This window comes from Micromonospora inositola (assembly GCF_900090285.1).
GTDB lineage: Bacteria > Actinomycetota > Actinomycetes > Mycobacteriales > Micromonosporaceae > Micromonospora > Micromonospora inositola.
In genome coordinates this window covers 5,120,828-5,136,362 of sequence record NZ_LT607754.1, presented here as the reverse complement: position 1 = coordinate 5,136,362, position 15,535 = coordinate 5,120,828, and the positions used below count along the sequence as shown (strand labels likewise).

Genomic DNA, 15,535 nt, shown 5'->3' with positions numbered 1-15,535 from the left:
GTCATGACCAGAGTTGAACCCGGCAGCGAACGGGACTTCGTCGGCTACGGCGAGCAGCTGCCCTCGGTCAAGTGGCCAGATGGGGCACGGGTCGCGGTCAGCCTCTGCCTGAACTACGAGGAGGGCGCAGAGCACAGCCTGCTGGACGGCGACCCGGTCAACGAGTGGGTGGGCGAGATCTCGTACACCCCGACCAGCGCCGAGCACCGCGACCTGTCGCAGGAGTCGGTCTACGAGTACGGCAGCCGGGCTGGAGCTTGGCGACTGCTGCGCCTGTTCGAGCGGACGAACACCCCAGTGACCGTGTACGCCTGCGCCGAGGCGCTGGCCCGCAACCGGCCACTGGCCCGGGCGTTCGTCGAGGCTGGGCACGAGATCTGCTCCCACGGGCTGCGCTGGCGGGAACCGTCGGGGATGACCGAGGAGCAGGAGCGGGAGGAAATCCGGCGGGCGGTCGAGCTGATCGGCGAGCTGTGCGGCGAACGGCCGGTCGGCTGGTACTCCCGGTATGCGCCGTCGGAACGTACCCGGCGGCTGCTGGTCGAGGAGGGCGGCTTCCGATACGACTCCAACGCCTACAACGACGACCTTCCGTACTGGATGGAGGTCGCCGGGCGACGGCATCTGGTGGTGCCGTACACCCACACCTATAACGACGGGCGGTTCGCCTTCAGCCCCGGATACGCCAACCCCACCGACTTCTTCGAAACCTGCCGCCGGGGCATCGAGTACCTGTGGGAGGAAGGCGAGACCTCCCCGAAAATGATCTCCATCGGCCTGCACGCCCGACTGGTCGGGCAGGCAGGTCGCGCCTCCGCGCTGCGCGACCTCATCACCTGGGCACAGGAGCTGCCCGGGGTCTGGTTCACCCGCCGCCGGGACATCGCCGACTGGTGGCACCAGCACTACTCGGACCTGCCCGCGCACGGAAGGCAGTGACTATGCGTATCGAGATCGACAACGTGGTCAAGGGCTACCCCCGGGCCGACGGCAGCCGCCTGTCGGTGGTCGGGAACCTCAGCACCACTATCGAGGCGCAGGAGTTCGTCTGCGTCATCGGGCCGAGCGGCTGCGGCAAATCAACCCTGCTGGGCCTGCTCGGCGGCCTGCGCCGGCCAGACGGCGGGGAGATCCGGTTCGTCGGCGAGCGAAGCGCCAGCGGGCCGCTCACCTCGATCGTCTGGCAGGACTACGCGCTGATTCCCTGGCGCTCCATCGTAGACAACGTGGCGTTCGGCTTGGAGCTGCGCCGGGTGCCGACGAAGCGTCGCCGTGAGATCGCCCGGGAGCACCTGGCGATGATGGGGATCGAAACGTTCGCCGACGCCAAGCCGCACGAGCTGTCCGGTGGCATGCGGCAGAGGGCCGGAATCGCCCGTGCATTGGCGAGCGATCCCGAGGTGCTCCTGATGGACGAGCCGTTCGCGGCGGTGGACGCCCAGACCCGGACCCTGCTGCAGGACGAGTTGCTCCAAGTCTGGTCCCAGCACCGCAAGACGGTCCTGTTCATCACGCACAGCATCGAGGAGGCGGTGCTGTTGGCCGACCGGATCGTCGTGCTCGGGCCGCGGCCCACGCGAATCGTCGAGGAGATCCGGGTGCCGTTCCCCCGGCCCCGGAGCCGGGAGATCGAACTCGACCCTCGGTTCACCGAACTGAAACACCATCTCTGGGCGCAACTGCGGGACGCCACCCTGGCGGCCGAGTGGGCAGAAGCCAAGGGGGAACGATGAACGAAAGCACCGTACCAACCCGCGACCGCACAACCGGGCGACCCGACCAGCCGGTGGTCCGCTACGCCATGGACCCGAAGGCAGAGCGTCCGCCAGGCCGGCTGTTCCGACTGCTCAGCAGCGGAGCGGGCAGTGTCGTGCCGGTGGTGCTCGTGCTGCTGCTCTGGCAGCTGGGCAGCATGGCCGGTCTGATCGACCGGACCTTCTTCCCCGCACCGTCGGAGTGTCTGCAAGCGCTGGTCCGACTGGTCTCCACAGGTGAGCTGCTGCCCAACGTCGGCATCACCCTGCGCCGGATCCTGCTCGGTTTCCTGCTCGGCGTGATCCCGGCGACGCTATTGGGCATCGCGATGGGCCGGGTGCCGTGGATCCGGGTGGTGATCGACCCCTTGATCGCCATCACCTACCCAATCCCGGTGGTCGCGATCCTGCCGCTGCTGCTGGTCATCTTCGGTACCGGCGGGCAGCCGATCATCGTGCTCGCCGGCATCATCTCGTTCTTTCCGGCCGTGGTGAACGCCATGTCCGGGGTGCTCCAGGTCGACGAGCGGCTCGTGCTGATGGCCCGCAATATGGGGGCGACCCAGCGCCAGATCCTCTGGAAGATCGTGCTTCCCGGTGCCCTGCCGGCAATTTTCGCCGGCATCCGGCTTGCCGCCGGGCTGGCGCTGCTCGGCACGATCGCTGGCGAGTTCCTCGCTGCCAGTGACGGCATCGGCTCGATGACCTGGCGCTACTGGCAGATCTACCAGATCGACAACATGTACGCCACGCTCGCGGTGATCGCGACGCTGGGCTTTTTCCTCACCACAGTGACGTTGCGGGTGCAGCGGCGCTTCTTCGGCTGGACGGAGGGCCAATCATGAGAATGACGAGGACACGCGTGGTCGCCGCGTTGCTGGGCGTCTCGCTGCTGGTCGGCACTGCCGGGTGCGGTGGCGACTCGACGGAGTCGACGACCGCCGACGGGGTCGACAAGGTCACGGTGAACTCGCTGGAGATCCTGTCGCTGGCACCGATGATGGTGGCCGACGCGAAGGGGTTCTTCGGCAAACACAAGGTCCAGGTCGAGTTCAGCAACGCCGACATCTACTCCCGGCTTGCAGTGCAGGGGCAAGGCAAGCTCGACGTGAACATCCCCGGAGTCGGGGGCGCGCTGTTCAACGCAATCAACCAGGGCATGCGGGTCCGGGCGGTGGCCGACCGGCAGCAGTACCGGTGCGCGTCGGACAACCTGCTGCTCGCCCGGACCGAGGCGTTCGACGGCGGACTGAAGAGCGTCGCCGACCTCAAGGGCAAGAAGGTCGCCATCCTGGCCAAGGGCTCGACCACGGAGTACTGGCTGGACCGAGCGTTGAGCAGCGTCGGGCTCAAGCAGTCCGACCTCGGGCAGATCGTTACGTTGAGCTACCCAGACACCGTCAACGCGCTGAAGAGCGGAGCGGTCGACGCCGGCTTCCTCGTTCAGCCGCTGGCATACCAGCTCATCTCCGACGGGCAGGCCAAGCGGATCACCGCGATGAACGAGGTAGCCCCGAATGAGGAGCAGGGCCTCATCACCATGTCACAGGAGTTCATCGAGAAGCGGCCGGAGGCGGCGGCCCGGTGGATGGCCGGCTGGCTAGAGGGCGTCCGTTACTACCAGGACCCCGCCAACAAGGACGAGGTGATCCGGATCATCGCCGAGCGGACCAAGGTGCCGGCGGAGACGATCAGCAAGCTGTACGGCACCGACCAGTGGCCGTACATGGACCCCAACGGTCGCGTGGACACCGCGACCGTGATGGCCGAGGACGGCAAGTGGCTTATCGACAACAAGGTCGTCGAGAAGCTCCCCGAGGTCTCTAACTGGTACGACGGGTCGGTCGTTGACGCCGCCCTGAAGATCGTTGGCGAGGTGCCAGCCAACCGGGACTGCGCCTCCGTGCAGAAGCTGGAGTCGTGATGTACCCGCGTCCGAGCCGGCTGGCCGGCGTCCTACGCGACGGCGGGGTCGCCCTGGGCAGCCTCACCCTGCTCCAGGAGCCGGCGCTCGGGGAGATCCTCGGTTGCCTCGGCTACGACTTCCTGATCATCGATACCGAGCACGCCGCCGCCGATGAGCAGAGCGTGCTGCAAATGGTCCGGGGGGCCGGATCGGCGGGGGCGACCCCGCTGGTCCGGCTACGACGGATCGAGGAGAAGGACCTGCTCTGGGCGTTGGACAGCGGAGCGGGTGGGGTGGTGCTGCCGCTGGTGGAGACCGGCGCGCAGGCCGCCGAGGCGGTCCGGTTGACCCGCTACCCGCCGTACGGCGACCGGACGCTGTGCTCGGCGGCGCGGGCCGCCGGGCACGGCACCGCCCGGGGCGATTTCGACCGGTACCTGGCCTGGGCAGCAGAAAACACCACCACGGTGGCGCTGGTGGAGACCCCGGCCGGGCTGGCCAACCTGGACGAAATCCTCGCCACCGACCTCGACGTGCTGATGCTCGGCCGGGCCGACCTGTCGGTCAAGCTCGGCCTGGGCTACCAGCCCACTCACCCCGACGTGGAGGCGCACGCGGTCGCGTTCGTCGAGCGGGTGGTCGCCGCCGGCCGGGTCGCCGGCATGCTGGCCTACTCGCCTGAGGAGGCGCGCCGGTGGATCGATCGGGGCGTCCGCTTCGTCGTCTACTCCCAGCCGGAGATGCTGCTGTCCACCGCCTACCGGCAGGCCCGCGAGCAGATCCTAGGAGAATCGGCGTGAGCCTGCTTGTCACCGGCGGAGCCAGTGGCATCGGCGCGGCCGTGGTCGAGGCGGCCCGTCGTAGCGGCGAGACGGTGCACGTCATCGACGTCGCCACCGGCGTGGACGCCGCCGACCCGGTCGCGGTGGCCGAGTTCGTCGACCAAGTGGGCACCCCGGACCGGGTGGCCCACTTGGCCGGGGTGGTCAGCGCCGGGGGCATCGAGGAGACCACGCTCGCCGAATGGGAGCGCACCATTCGCAGCAACCTCACCTCGGCGTTCGTGGTCTGCCAGGCGGTGGTGCCCCGGATGGCCGCCCGTGGCGGCGGTTCGGTGGTGTTGATGAGCAGCCTCAACGCCCGCGACGGCGGGACCCGACTCTCCGGCACCGCGTACGCGGCGGCAAAGGCCGGAGTGCTCGGCCTGATGCGGCACTTGGCGGTGGACTACGGCCCGTGCGGGATCCGAGTGAACGCGGTCGCTCCCGGCCCTGTGGACACCCCGATGCATGCCCGGCTCAGTGAGGAGCAGAAGGCGACGCTCCGCCGCCGGATGCCGTTGGGACGGGTAGCCAGCGCGACGGAGATAGCGGACATTATGCTCTTCCTCCTCTCTGACTCCTGCGCCACGGTCACTGGTATGACCTTCGATGTGAACGGGGGTAGTCATCTCAGCTAGGTTGCCCCGGACGGCTCGGAGCGGCGCGGGAGGCCCAGTGAACAAGCGAGTGACATTGCGGGATGTCGCCAAGTTCACCGGCGTGCACGTCTCCACCGTCTCCCGGGTGCTACGCGGCGACGACGAGCGGGTCAGCCAGGAGACCGCCGCCCGGATCGTCGCCGCCGCCAAGGAACTCGGCTTCCACCGGGACCGCTGGGCGGCCAGTCTGCGCAGCGGCAAGACGGGCGTGATCGGTGTGCTGGTCCCCCGGATCACCGACATCGTGCTGGCCACCGTCTTCGAGGGCATCGACGCAGCTGCCTCCGCCGCCGGCTACCAGGCGGTCGTCAGCAGCACGTGGGACGACGACGAGGCCCGCGCGGTCCGGATCCGCCGGTTCATCGCTGAACGGGTGGACGGACTGATCATCGCCGACGCTCGGCGCACCGACCCCGCGCTGGCCCGACTCGCCGCCGAGCAGGTGCCGTTCATCCTGGTCAGCCGGGCCTCGCGGGGGTTCCCCTCCGTCACCGGCCGGGACCGCTTCGGGGGTCGGCTCGCCGCCGACCACCTGATCGACATCGGGTGCCGTCGGCTGGCCGTCGTCGCCGGCCCCGGACATGCCAGCACGTCCGCCGACCGGGTCGCCGGGTTCCTCGCCGCGGCGAAGACGCGCGGGGTGGAGGTAGACCCTCGGCTGGTAGTGCCGTCGACTTTCGACGTGCCCGGGGGCGCGTCCGCGATGGCCCGGGTGCTGGCGGCCGGCCGCCCCGACGGGGTGTTCGCGGTCAACGACTTCGCCGCAATTGGCGCGATGGGCACGCTGCGCGACCACGGCCTGCGGGTAGGCCGCGAGGTCGCGGTCGTCGGCTACAACGACATCGACGTGGACGCCCAACTGTTGGTGCCGCTCACGTCCATCCGCACCCCACTTGGCGAGATGGGTTCCCGGGCCCTGCACGGGATGCTGACCTTGCTGGCCTCCGGCAATGCCGAGTCGGTACGGCTGACACCAGAACTGGTGGTGCGGTCCACCACCGGCAACTTCTCGCCCGCTGCGGTTACCACCATCGGATGACCGTCCTAGGCGCCGGTCCGATTGGTGCTAGAGGACAACGGGGGGTAGGTGCCGCAAGGACCTAGATCGATCCTGGGGCTCGGAGACAACGAGTGGTGCGAGGGGCGGCGAGGCCGAGTGTGCGGTTTGCCGCCCCTTCACCAAGTCGGTTGATCAGCTGCGCAGGGATGTCCCCAACGGCTTCGCGGTCACCTGCGCCGGGTCGAACCCGGCCGGCCGCAGTTACTGCTCGCGGCTATCGGATACGGCCGTGGCCGGGGCGAGGACGGCCAAGTTCTATCAGGATGTCAGGAGCTGCAGGCGTTCAGCATGCTCTGCAGGGCGGACTTCTCCGCCGTTTGTAGGGTCAGGCCCCAGGTGTACTTCACGGTGATCCACATCTTGCTGTAGGTGCACCGGTACGACGACAGCGGCGGCTGCCAGGTGGACGGGTCCTGGTCGCCCTTGGACTGGTTGACGTTGTCGGTGACGGCAATCAGCTGCGGGTGTCTCAGGTCGTTGGCGAAGCTCTGCCGCCGGCTGGTGGTCCAGCCGCTGGCACCGGACCGCCACGCCTCCGCGAGGGGCACCACGTGGTCGATGTCGACGTCGGAGGCGGCGGTCCAGGTGGCGCCGTCGTACGGGCTGTACCAGCGGCCGGAGGTGGCCGCGCAGCTACTGTTGACGACAACGGAGGTGCCGTCACGCTTGAGGACGGTCTCCCGGGTGTCACAGGCGCCGCTGATCGTGATCCAGTGCGGGAACAGGGTGCGGGAGTACCCGCTGGTCGAGCCCTCAGCCTTCACCGTGAGGGCGTTGAGCTGTGACTGGGCGGTTGCCTTGGACGGTATGCCGGGCGGGGTGGCGATGGCCGGCTGGGCACTCACCGCCGCCAGGCCAACGCCGGCTGTCACAACCGCGGCTATCGCGGCAAGCCGTCGCCGCCAAGCTGAGGATCGGGTGGAAATTCGGGCTACTCGCATGGGGGCCTCCCAGGTGACCGTCATGGATAGTGACGATCTCTACCGATCATGTCCATCGAAGGTCGGCTCTGTGAAGAGGGAGAGAGGCATCTGCGAATACTGGCCCCGCCGCGCGAACAGTAGGGGAGTCGCCCGGGTTGTGTCTCGCCGGCGGCCGGCGGCCGGCGGCCGACCACCACCGCTCCATGGTCGAGGTCGGCCGCGTCGCCGCCGGCGACTTAGCGAAGTCGGTGAAGTGCAAGACCAGCGCAACGAGGAGCCGGGTACCGCCGGGGGGCGGTGTCGCTCGTGCCGCCAACCGGTTGGCCGGCGTTGCCGTTGGTTCCGGGCTGGAAACCAGTAGCGGCCCTCTAGCATCAGCGCGGCGCTGCCGCCGCAGCGGGTTGCGAGGTGGCCGGCGTGGTGAGGTCCAGGTACTCCTCGACGCCGCGCAGGACCGAGGCGAGGAGCATGATCGCGACGGTGGCGTTGCCGTGGGTGTAGTGGGCGGGGTCGGCCTGGTGGACGGTGACGTGCCGGCTCAGGTGCTCGGGCATTGGGTCGCCGGAGCTGGGCCGCCAAGCGAGGTAGAAGGGGCCGATCGGTGCCAGCGCCGCTCGGAAGCGCAGCTCCGCTATGTCCAGATCTCTGGGTTCGTCGATCTTCGCGAACGTCTTGGCCTGCCGGTAACTGCCGATCGTGCGGGTAACGACGGTTTCCACGACGACGACGGACAGCGCTTGGGCGGGAGCGTGGTGGCCGTCCACATACGCGTCGAGGGCGCTGACCGCCATGGGCAACAGGTGGACCAGATCGGGGCGCGCGATTTGGTCGAGCACCTCCCGACAGTCCTGCGCCACATCGGAAGACCGGGCCGTCAGGACCTTGATCCGCGTGTCGCGGTCGGGAGCGGTCAGCAGGTCCGCCACGATGTCGGCGCGAGGCACCCAGACCAGCGGGATCCCTTCGTCCTGGATCACCTGGAACACGAGGTCGAAGTCCGTGGGCCTGGGCCAGTTCGGCGGCATCTTCTCGGTGAGCAGCTCACCGAGGCCCACGAGGTTCGGCGCAATACATGACAGGTTCGACAGCAGGGGCTGCGTGAGTTGGTTGAGGTCGATCAACGTGGCAGCCATGTTCGAGAGCGCGTTGCGGACCTGATCCTCGAACCTCTTGAGACCGAGCAGGTGCGGCTGGATCGCGTTGGCGAACCGCTCCATCTGCTCCGGGGACCAGGCCGGCTCCCACGGGCCGCCCGTCACCTCTACGTCGGCATCCTGTTCGGCGGTGGCGTCAGCGTCCGGCTGTTCGCCCTCGATGCGGGCCTCGTCGTCGCGTGGCTGCTCGCCGGTGCCCTCGTCACGCGGTTTGGCGGTCATCGGGTGTTCTCTCCGCTTCCCAGTGGTCGGCGCGCTTGTGCCGAGGTCAACGAGGATGGTACTGGCGGATCGGCGCCCTGCAGCGGTGGAGCACCTACCAGGTGCGCCAGTGCAGATCGATCTACGCAATCCGGCGGACCGCGGAGGTACTAGCCGTAACGAACGGTAACCATACGGGCGGACTCAAGCCGAATACGTGGCAGTTGAATAGGCGGTCTCACCAGCCGACTGACCCTCACGGACCTGGTCGCTCCAGGTAGGCGAGGAACCTGCTATCGATGCCTGCACGGCGGCCGCCTGGTGGGCTCAGGGAGCGGCTGGCGGCGGGCTGGGGGCGACCGGGGGCTGCACCCGTGCCAGGCGGGAGGTGATCGCGCCGTGGTTACGGCCGAACTCCTCCATCAACTCGGAGATGCTCGCGCCTTCTGCGGCGCGTCGGGCGAGCCGTTTGTCGTCCTCGGGCTCCCACGGCCTGTGCGAGTTCGGGTGGACCTGGCGCAGGTCTTCCATCGTGTACGCCGGCGTTCGCGGGGGTGCCGGTGGCCGGCTGGTGTTCGGCCCGGGAAACTGGGCCAGGCCCAGGCCGTGCAGCTTGTACCGGATGCTGTTGGTGGTCCGCCCCAGCTCTACGGCGATCGCCTCGGCATCGGCGCCGTCGCGGTGCCGGCTGGCCACGTACGCGGTCTCCTGCTCCGACCAGGATCGGGGATGGCGGGCCGCCGGAACGCGTGTCGACGCGCCGGGGTTCGCCGCGGCGGCGAGGAACACCCGCGCCACCAGGGCCAGATCGCCGCCCGGCAGGTGCCCGGCGAGCTGGGCGATGAGCTGGCCCTCGTTGTCGGCGCCGGTCACTTCGACGGTCGGGCCGTCCACGCCCGTGGTGAGGGCCAGCGTGTAGTGCCGCCCGGCGTCGCTGACCTCCCACGACAACACCGGCGGCGCCGCCGGTGTTGTCGTGGGAGCGGCCGGCACCGGATCGTGCACGACCGGTGGCCAGGAGCTGATGGGCAGTCGGTGCACGTCGATGCCGAACAGCAGCTCGTCGACCTCGTCGGTGGCGTAGTGCACCGTACCGTTGTCGAGCCGGTACGCGATCTCGCCGGCCACCTGCTCGTCAATGCTGGCCACCGCGACGCGCAACGTCTGCCCGGCGAAGCTGCTGTCGGCACCCGGGTCCGCGGGACCAGGGCGGAACGTCAACGTCGCGTATGTCGCCCGGCCCATCCCTCGAAAGGTCCTGCCAGGGTTGCCGTGCCAACCGCCGTCCTCGTCTTCAAACGCATAGATCAGCGCCACGAGCGCACCCTACGATCGGCCACCGACAATTTCGACACCGTCACCTTCGGCCTAGTAGTTTCCGGCCCGGAACCAACGGCAACGCCGGTCAGCCGGTGGCGGCACGAGCGACACCACCGCCCGGCGGTACCCGGCTCTGACCAGCGCTGTCGTTGATTTTTCGCTGATTACTAGCAGGAGGCCTCCGGGTGAGGACCCTGCGCGTGCGGGGACGACGGCCCCCCGAACGGCAAGGCCGGCTGGTTCGCGAGAGGACCCCCGCGCGTGCGGGGACGACCCCGATTAGGCCGACGCACCGCGCCGGAAGTACGGAGGACTCCCGCGCCTGCGGGGACGACGTCTTCGGTCAGCCAGTCGTAGATCGGGTACGCCCGCCACCGGCTTGGGTTACCGCGAGCCGACTCGGGGCGCCATGGTCCAGGTCCGGCCCCGAACCACCCCGTGACGTTCCGACCAGACGTGCTCGCCGTTGAACGCGATCGTCAGCCCATGGGTCCATCGCAACACCAGTTCGCCGACCCCGAGCTGCCCGCTCAGTCGTCGCGCCAAGCTCACGGTCGAATCCGCCTGCGAGTATTGCTGGATCCGGTCGAGCCACAGGGCCGGCCCTGGGCACGTCAGGATTCTCAGCCTCCCCAAGCCCTTCCAGTCGACGTGCGTGTAGTCGACCGCCTGCGCGAGCCAGCCGGTGTAGGCGTGAATTCCGGCCTCCGCAGGCGGAAGCTTGAACTCCACGCCGAAGGTGACCACGTCGTCGCGCCACGGAGCGAGATCCCTTGGACGGATGACCGCGTCAATGCGTGCGGGCCGTCCCGAGCAGTGCCGTCCAGGCCATTCGCGACGGATGTGGAACGCCGGCCGAAGGCGGTCGAGCACCGCCTTGGCCAACTCCCCCTCGGAGGTGAAGTCGTTGAGTGGCACTTCGTATGGATGCCCTGCGGATGACACCAGGGGCCCGGCCGGGTCCGGCTCACCCGCCAGAGGGCGAAACTCTGCCGACAAGACACCTCCCGTGGACGGGACAACCAATCGTGATCTGGGTCAAGAGCGGCCCAGCCTCAGGGACATGTCAGGGCTGCTGGTGGGCCAAGGCATTCCGAGCGCCCGCAATCCCGGGGATCACCTGTCGGCCGCCGCCGCATCGGCAGCGTGAGCCGGGGCGCCGAAGGTGTCGTCGAACCAGCGGATGAAACCCAGGGTGTCGCCCCACTGGGCGGCGATGCGGGCGTGGATGGCCCGCTGGTCATGGCCCGGCAGGAACAGCCGCGCGCCCGCAACCGCCGCGCCACAGCCACAGGCACAGGTGCGCTGGTGGTCGACCGAGTGGTCGGGGTAGGTCATCGGGTTGCGGTAGTTGTCGAGGGCCGGCTGGTCGATCAGCGCGTCGTGCACCGGATGGCCGGGCTCGAGCACCCGACCGACCACAGCGCGCTTGCCGCCACCGACGTCCTCGATGCCGGTGTTCTCGATGATGGCCACGTTCATGCCGGTGATGAGGGAGGAGAAGACGGTGTACCGCTGGCGTTCGGCCCGGGTGCCGAGCGACCAGATGCCGCGGTTGCGGTCGTAGATCTGCTGCGGGGTCTGCGCGGGGGTCCAGCCGACCCAGTCGCGGCCCATCGGGTCATTGTGGTCGGCGGGGCGGGGCGCGCCGATCTTCAGGTGGATCATGCAGCTCCTAACCGATAACGCACTTCGCTTGCCGTATCAGAGTACGTCCAAAGCGGATACCCGACAACTCTTAGGTATGCGCTTTGCGTCCATCCTCGAGAATCGAATCGGGGTCGGCCAGTTCACAGCATGTGGCGGGCCGCCAGAGCGTCGAAAATCTACTGCAGCCGCCTACCGTTGGCAGGCTCGTCGCGCAGCTTGTCTGCCGACAGAGACAACCCCTCCGGAATCCGGCCGTCGAAGACCCACGCGGGCTGCAGTCGCACGGTCGCCAGCCCGGCCCGAGGGGCGTCCGGCTCGACGCCGGTGCACTCCACCGCGATGCCGTCCGACTCCTGCAGGATGTCGAAGCTGGCCCCGGCCGTCGAGACCTCCAAGACCCGCCGCTGCCAGACCGCCGCCCGGCTCGGGTCGGGCCGCAGCGGGTTGCCGATCAGGTCGAGCCGGCTCGGGTCGGGCCCGCGCATCGAGATCGAGCACGGACCGGGGGCCGGCGGCTCGGTGGCGGAACGGCTCAGGGCCAGCACCGAGGGGTCGGCCGCCGTGTTGCCGAGAATCAGGTACTGCCGGTTGCCCTGGCGCAGCCAGTCGCCCCGGAACGCGTCGGCCGGCGGGATGCCGAGCGGTACGGTCACCCGGTACGCGGCGGGGTCGTCGGTGGCGACCGCCGCGATGCCGGCGAGCACGGTGCTGTGCGGCCGATCGTTCCAGTAGACCCGGAAGCCGACCGTGTCCGGCGCCTGGACCCGGCACCGGTCCGGCCACGACCAGCGCAGCAGAGCCGCCCGGTCCACGCCGGCGGCGTCCAGCTCGGCGCGGTCGTCGGCGGCCAGATCCGGTTCCGAGCGGTCAATCCACCGGCCGGTCACCCCGTCCGGCCGCGGCGGCGGCACCCGGTCGGCCACGTCGACGGCGGCCGGCGGCGACCAGTCGCTCACCCGGCCGAACAGATCGCGGGCCCGGCAGCGGTAGCCGTAGGAGCGGACGTCCGGATCGAGCCGGTCGTCCACGAAATCGCCGGGCTCGTCCGGCCACCCCGGCGGCGCGGTGAAGGCCGCGGGCCGGGCCGTGGAGCGGAACACCGGCCGGGTCCGGCCGGTAGCCGGGCCGCCCCAGGCGCGCAGCTCCGAGCCGGGCGGCGTCACCAGGTCCTCCCAGGTGCCGCTCTCGGCGCGCCGCTGCACCTCGTACGAGACCGGATCGGTCAGTGCCCGAGCGACCGGCAGCAGGCCGCCACCGGGAACGGCGGCCGGCGCCGGATCGAGGCGCAGGCCGACGACCTGCTCGGCGGTGAACCGCCGCGCGAAACCCGGCATCGGCGTCGCCTCCGGGGCGGCCGGCGCCCGCAGCGGCGCCACCGGCCCGCGGGTCACCCCGAAGCAGATCCACCGGTGCGTCAGGATGTCCTGCACCGGTTCGAGGTGGCACACCTGGGTCACGACCGGGCCGTCGCCATCGACCACGACCGTGTCGATGCCGGACCCCTCCACCGTGACAGCGCTCGTCGGCCCAGCCGGGAGGCGCCGCACGGTCTCGCGGCCGTTGCCCGCCGACGCCCGCACAGTGAACGGTCCCGTCGACCGGACAGTCACCCGGACGGCGTCGCTCGGGACGGGCAGATCGACGCGGACCGGCCCGGGGGTCACCGGCACGTCCCCGCAAACCCACTCCCACCGGATCGGCCCGGGCCAGTAGCCGACGACCTGGTAGTCGTAGCGAACACCGGGGACGGCGGTGCGGTCGACCAGGGCGAGCCCCGCCATCCGCGCGACGTCGGGGCCGAGCGCGCCGAACTGCACGAGGCGCACGGCGTCGACCTCCACGGTCGGCGTTCCGGCGCCGCTGCCGCTCTGGGTCAGCTGCCGGCCGGCCAGTGCCGCGCGGAAGATCTCCCGGCTCCGTCCGAACTCGGGCGGCCCGAACTGCTGCACCGCCGGGGCGGGCAGGCCGGACGCCAACCCGGTCGGGCTCAGCCGGTCAGCCGCCTCGAGCCAGTCCAGCGCGCCGGTGCCCGGATCGGCGCCGTGCCCGTGCGGCACCAGATATCCCGGCACCGTTACCGGAAAGCCGATCCGCCGCGGGTTGAGCGGCGGGTCCCACCCGTCGTCGGCCTCGTCGGCCACGGTCACCCAGCGCACCGCGACGATGGCGTAGTAGTGCGCGAGCTGGCGCCGGCCCTGGATCTGGAATCCGTCGAGGGCGTCGGCGGCCACGCTCACCCGCAGCCGCGTGAACCGGCTCTGCTCGGTAAGCCGCACCGATCCCGAGCAGACCCGCTTGCCTCCGGCCAGGCCCCAGACGACGAAGTCGGCCGGCAGCAGACGCGCCGCCTGGGGAACGGTGTGCACGATGTCGATGTCGATCCGCCGGGCTGGGCCGGCCGCGGCGGTCAGCTCGCCGGTGATCGCCCCCTCGAAGGCGGGCCGCAACACCGGCACCTGCGCGGCGTCGACGAGCTCGGTGACTACCTCGGAGGGCGCGCCGGTGTTGGCCGACCCCAGGACCAGCGGCCCGAGCGGGAGCGCCGTCGGCACCGAGCCGACCGGCATCGAGGCGAAGTCCACCCACGATGCGGTCCCGGCCCGCGCGGGCCGGCGCTGAACGTCGAACCCGAGCGGGGGGAACCCGATCGCCGGGTCGACGAACCACCGCAGGTGCACGCCGGGCCACAGGACCGGATCGTCCTGGACACCCAGCGTCACCATCGTCAGTGCACCGGTCTGCAGGGTCATGTGCCCCTCGCTGGTCCCGCGCCGCCACCGCCTCACGGTCAGTTTCTGAGCCTTCCGCCCGGTGTCAACGGTGTGTTCGCATATCCGACGCTTGCGGCTCGATCAGGCCTGCGTCGTGGGTGGCGGTCCAGGGCGCCGGCAGCTCGGAGCGCGACGACTGCAGGGTCAGCGTCGAGGAGGCCGTGCCGAAGTCGTCGTCACTCCCGGTAGCTGACCCCGGTCCCCAGCGCGTCACGATCACCTCGGTGGTGACGGACCACGAGGTTCCGTGGCCGTCGTGACGCGGATGAGGCCCCTGGAGTCCCGGGCTCTCCTTGTTGCTACGAGTGCACTGTGGTCGGTCAGTCGCTGGAGCCTCGGGGTCGGCCTGATGCCGTGCCCCACCGCCATCCGGTCACCATGGAGGCGATGGGGCCCTTCTTCGTGGCACCGTCTAAGGGCGCGTCTCATTTGGATGGTCGTTGGCCTGGGGCATGATCTGCTTCCGTGGACGAGGCCATGATCCGTACCTGGGCGCCGGATGATCTCTGGGAGATAGCGGTGCCGTTGATCCCGCCCGCGCCGGTTCGTCGGCAGGGTGGTGGTCGCCGGCGGGTGGACGACCGGGCGGTGCTGGCCGCGATCGTGTACGTGACCCAGGCGGGTTGTTCCTGGTGGAAGCTGCCTGAGGCGTCGTTCGGTGTCACCAGGGCCACCGCGCACCGCAGGTTCACCGAGTGGACCGCGGCCGGGTTCTGGCTCCGGCTGCACGAGGCGACCCTGGACCGGCTCGGCGCCGACCGGCGGATCGACTGGTCGAGGGCGGTGGTCGACTCGATCAGTGTGCGGGCGGAAAAAGGGGCGATCTGACTGGCCCAAACCCGGTCGACCGCGGCAAACCAGGCAGCAAACTCCACGTCATCTGCGACCGGAAGGGGCTGCCCCTGGCTGTGCTGGTCACCGCCGCGAACGTCCACGACAGCCAACTGCTGCTGCCCATGCTCGACAGCGTCCCGGCGATCCGCACACCCAACGGGCGCCGCCGGTGGCGGCCAGACAAGTTGCACGCCGACAAGGCGTACGACGCCCGCGAGCTGCGCCGCGAGGTCCGGCGACGGGGGATCAAGGTACGCATCGCCCGTAAGGGCATCGAGTCCTCCACGCGTCTGGGCCGGCACCGCTGGGTCGTTGAAGCCTGCATGTCCTGGCTGATGCGCTACCGGCGCCTCGTTCGCCGCTATGACCGCAAGGGCGATCACTTCGAAGCCTTCGCCACCATCGCCAGCACCCTGATCTGCTACCGCCGCCTCACCAAATGAGACGCGCCCTAAGTGTCCGTGCCGGCACGGACGGATTGC

At 69.8% G+C, this 15,535-nt stretch carries 14 protein-coding genes; 8 read left to right on the top strand and 6 right to left on the bottom strand.

The genetic code is table 11. The features are described from left to right. The first annotated feature begins 3 nt into the window (after positions 1 to 3). The 7 genes from GA0070613_RS24470 to GA0070613_RS24440 are packed head-to-tail and all read left to right on the top strand — an operon-like array spanning position 4 to position 6,179. A complete protein-coding gene (locus GA0070613_RS24470; RefSeq protein ID WP_089014430.1) occupies positions 4 to 939 on the top strand; it encodes a polysaccharide deacetylase family protein in 936 nt (311 codons plus the stop codon). A 2-nt stretch (positions 940 to 941) separates the two neighbouring features. Then, positions 942 to 1,733, top strand: coding sequence for an ABC transporter ATP-binding protein (locus GA0070613_RS24465; RefSeq protein ID WP_231929434.1), 792 nt, complete (start codon positions 942 to 944; stop codon positions 1,731 to 1,733). Beyond that, positions 1,730 to 2,599 carry an ABC transporter permease gene (locus GA0070613_RS24460; RefSeq protein WP_089014428.1) on the top strand — a complete coding sequence of 290 codons (870 nt, stop codon included), beginning with the start codon at positions 1,730 to 1,732 and terminating at the stop codon, positions 2,597 to 2,599. The genes GA0070613_RS24465 and GA0070613_RS24460 overlap by 4 nt, the downstream gene beginning before the upstream one ends. Before the next feature lie 2 nt (positions 2,600 to 2,601). Further along, positions 2,602 to 3,678 (top strand): ABC transporter substrate-binding protein, encoded by a 1,077-nt coding sequence (locus GA0070613_RS24455; protein WP_157746497.1) that lies wholly within the window; start codon positions 2,602 to 2,604, stop codon positions 3,676 to 3,678. Further along, positions 3,678 to 4,460, top strand: a complete 783-nt coding sequence (locus tag GA0070613_RS24450) for an HpcH/HpaI aldolase family protein (RefSeq protein ID WP_089014426.1) — start codon at positions 3,678 to 3,680, stop codon at positions 4,458 to 4,460. Before GA0070613_RS24455 ends, GA0070613_RS24450 begins: the two co-directional genes overlap by 1 nt. Beyond that, on the top strand, positions 4,457 to 5,119 hold the full coding sequence (locus tag GA0070613_RS24445; RefSeq protein ID WP_157746494.1) for an SDR family NAD(P)-dependent oxidoreductase: 663 nt from the start codon (positions 4,457 to 4,459) through the stop codon (positions 5,117 to 5,119). Before GA0070613_RS24450 ends, GA0070613_RS24445 begins: the two co-directional genes overlap by 4 nt. A 37-nt stretch (positions 5,120 to 5,156) precedes the next feature. Continuing rightward, positions 5,157 to 6,179, top strand: coding sequence for a LacI family DNA-binding transcriptional regulator (locus tag GA0070613_RS24440; protein WP_157746493.1), 1,023 nt, complete (start codon positions 5,157 to 5,159; stop codon positions 6,177 to 6,179). 287 nt (positions 6,180 to 6,466) lie between these two features. Here GA0070613_RS24440 and GA0070613_RS24435 read toward each other — a convergent pair whose 3' ends face one another. From GA0070613_RS24435 to GA0070613_RS24410, 6 genes are all read right to left on the bottom strand, one after another. Beyond that, positions 6,467 to 7,141, bottom strand: a complete 675-nt coding sequence (locus GA0070613_RS24435) for an HNH endonuclease family protein (RefSeq protein ID WP_089016166.1) — start codon at positions 7,139 to 7,141, stop codon at positions 6,467 to 6,469. 356 nt (positions 7,142 to 7,497) lie between these two features. After that, positions 7,498 to 8,499, bottom strand: coding sequence for a hypothetical protein (locus tag GA0070613_RS33105; protein ID WP_197698972.1), 1,002 nt, complete (start codon positions 8,497 to 8,499; stop codon positions 7,498 to 7,500). 306 nt (positions 8,500 to 8,805) lie between these two features. Continuing rightward, positions 8,806 to 9,723, bottom strand: a complete 918-nt coding sequence (locus GA0070613_RS24425) for a hypothetical protein (RefSeq protein ID WP_089014423.1) — start codon at positions 9,721 to 9,723, stop codon at positions 8,806 to 8,808. Positions 9,724 to 10,182: 459 nt separating this feature from the next. Next, the gene (locus GA0070613_RS24420) at positions 10,183 to 10,716 is read right to left on the bottom strand and encodes a hypothetical protein (protein ID WP_157746491.1); all 534 of its coding nucleotides are present in this window, start codon (positions 10,714 to 10,716) and stop codon (positions 10,183 to 10,185) included. Between the two features lie 198 nt (positions 10,717 to 10,914). Beyond that, positions 10,915 to 11,466 (bottom strand): hypothetical protein, encoded by a 552-nt coding sequence (locus tag GA0070613_RS24415; protein WP_089014421.1) that lies wholly within the window; start codon positions 11,464 to 11,466, stop codon positions 10,915 to 10,917. Positions 11,467 to 11,624: 158 nt separating this feature from the next. Beyond that, positions 11,625 to 14,198, bottom strand: a complete 2,574-nt coding sequence (locus GA0070613_RS24410) for a hypothetical protein (RefSeq protein WP_089014420.1) — start codon at positions 14,196 to 14,198, stop codon at positions 11,625 to 11,627. Positions 14,199 to 14,696: 498 nt separating this feature from the next. On the opposite strand from GA0070613_RS24410, the gene GA0070613_RS24405 reads away from it, so the two are divergent. Continuing rightward, a protein-coding gene (locus tag GA0070613_RS24405; protein ID WP_172876023.1) for an IS5 family transposase occupies positions 14,697 to 15,496 on the top strand; the annotation gives its coding sequence in 2 pieces (ribosomal slippage) (positions 14,697 to 15,042 and positions 15,042 to 15,496; 801 coding nt in all). The last annotated feature ends 39 nt before the right edge of the window (positions 15,497 to 15,535 follow it).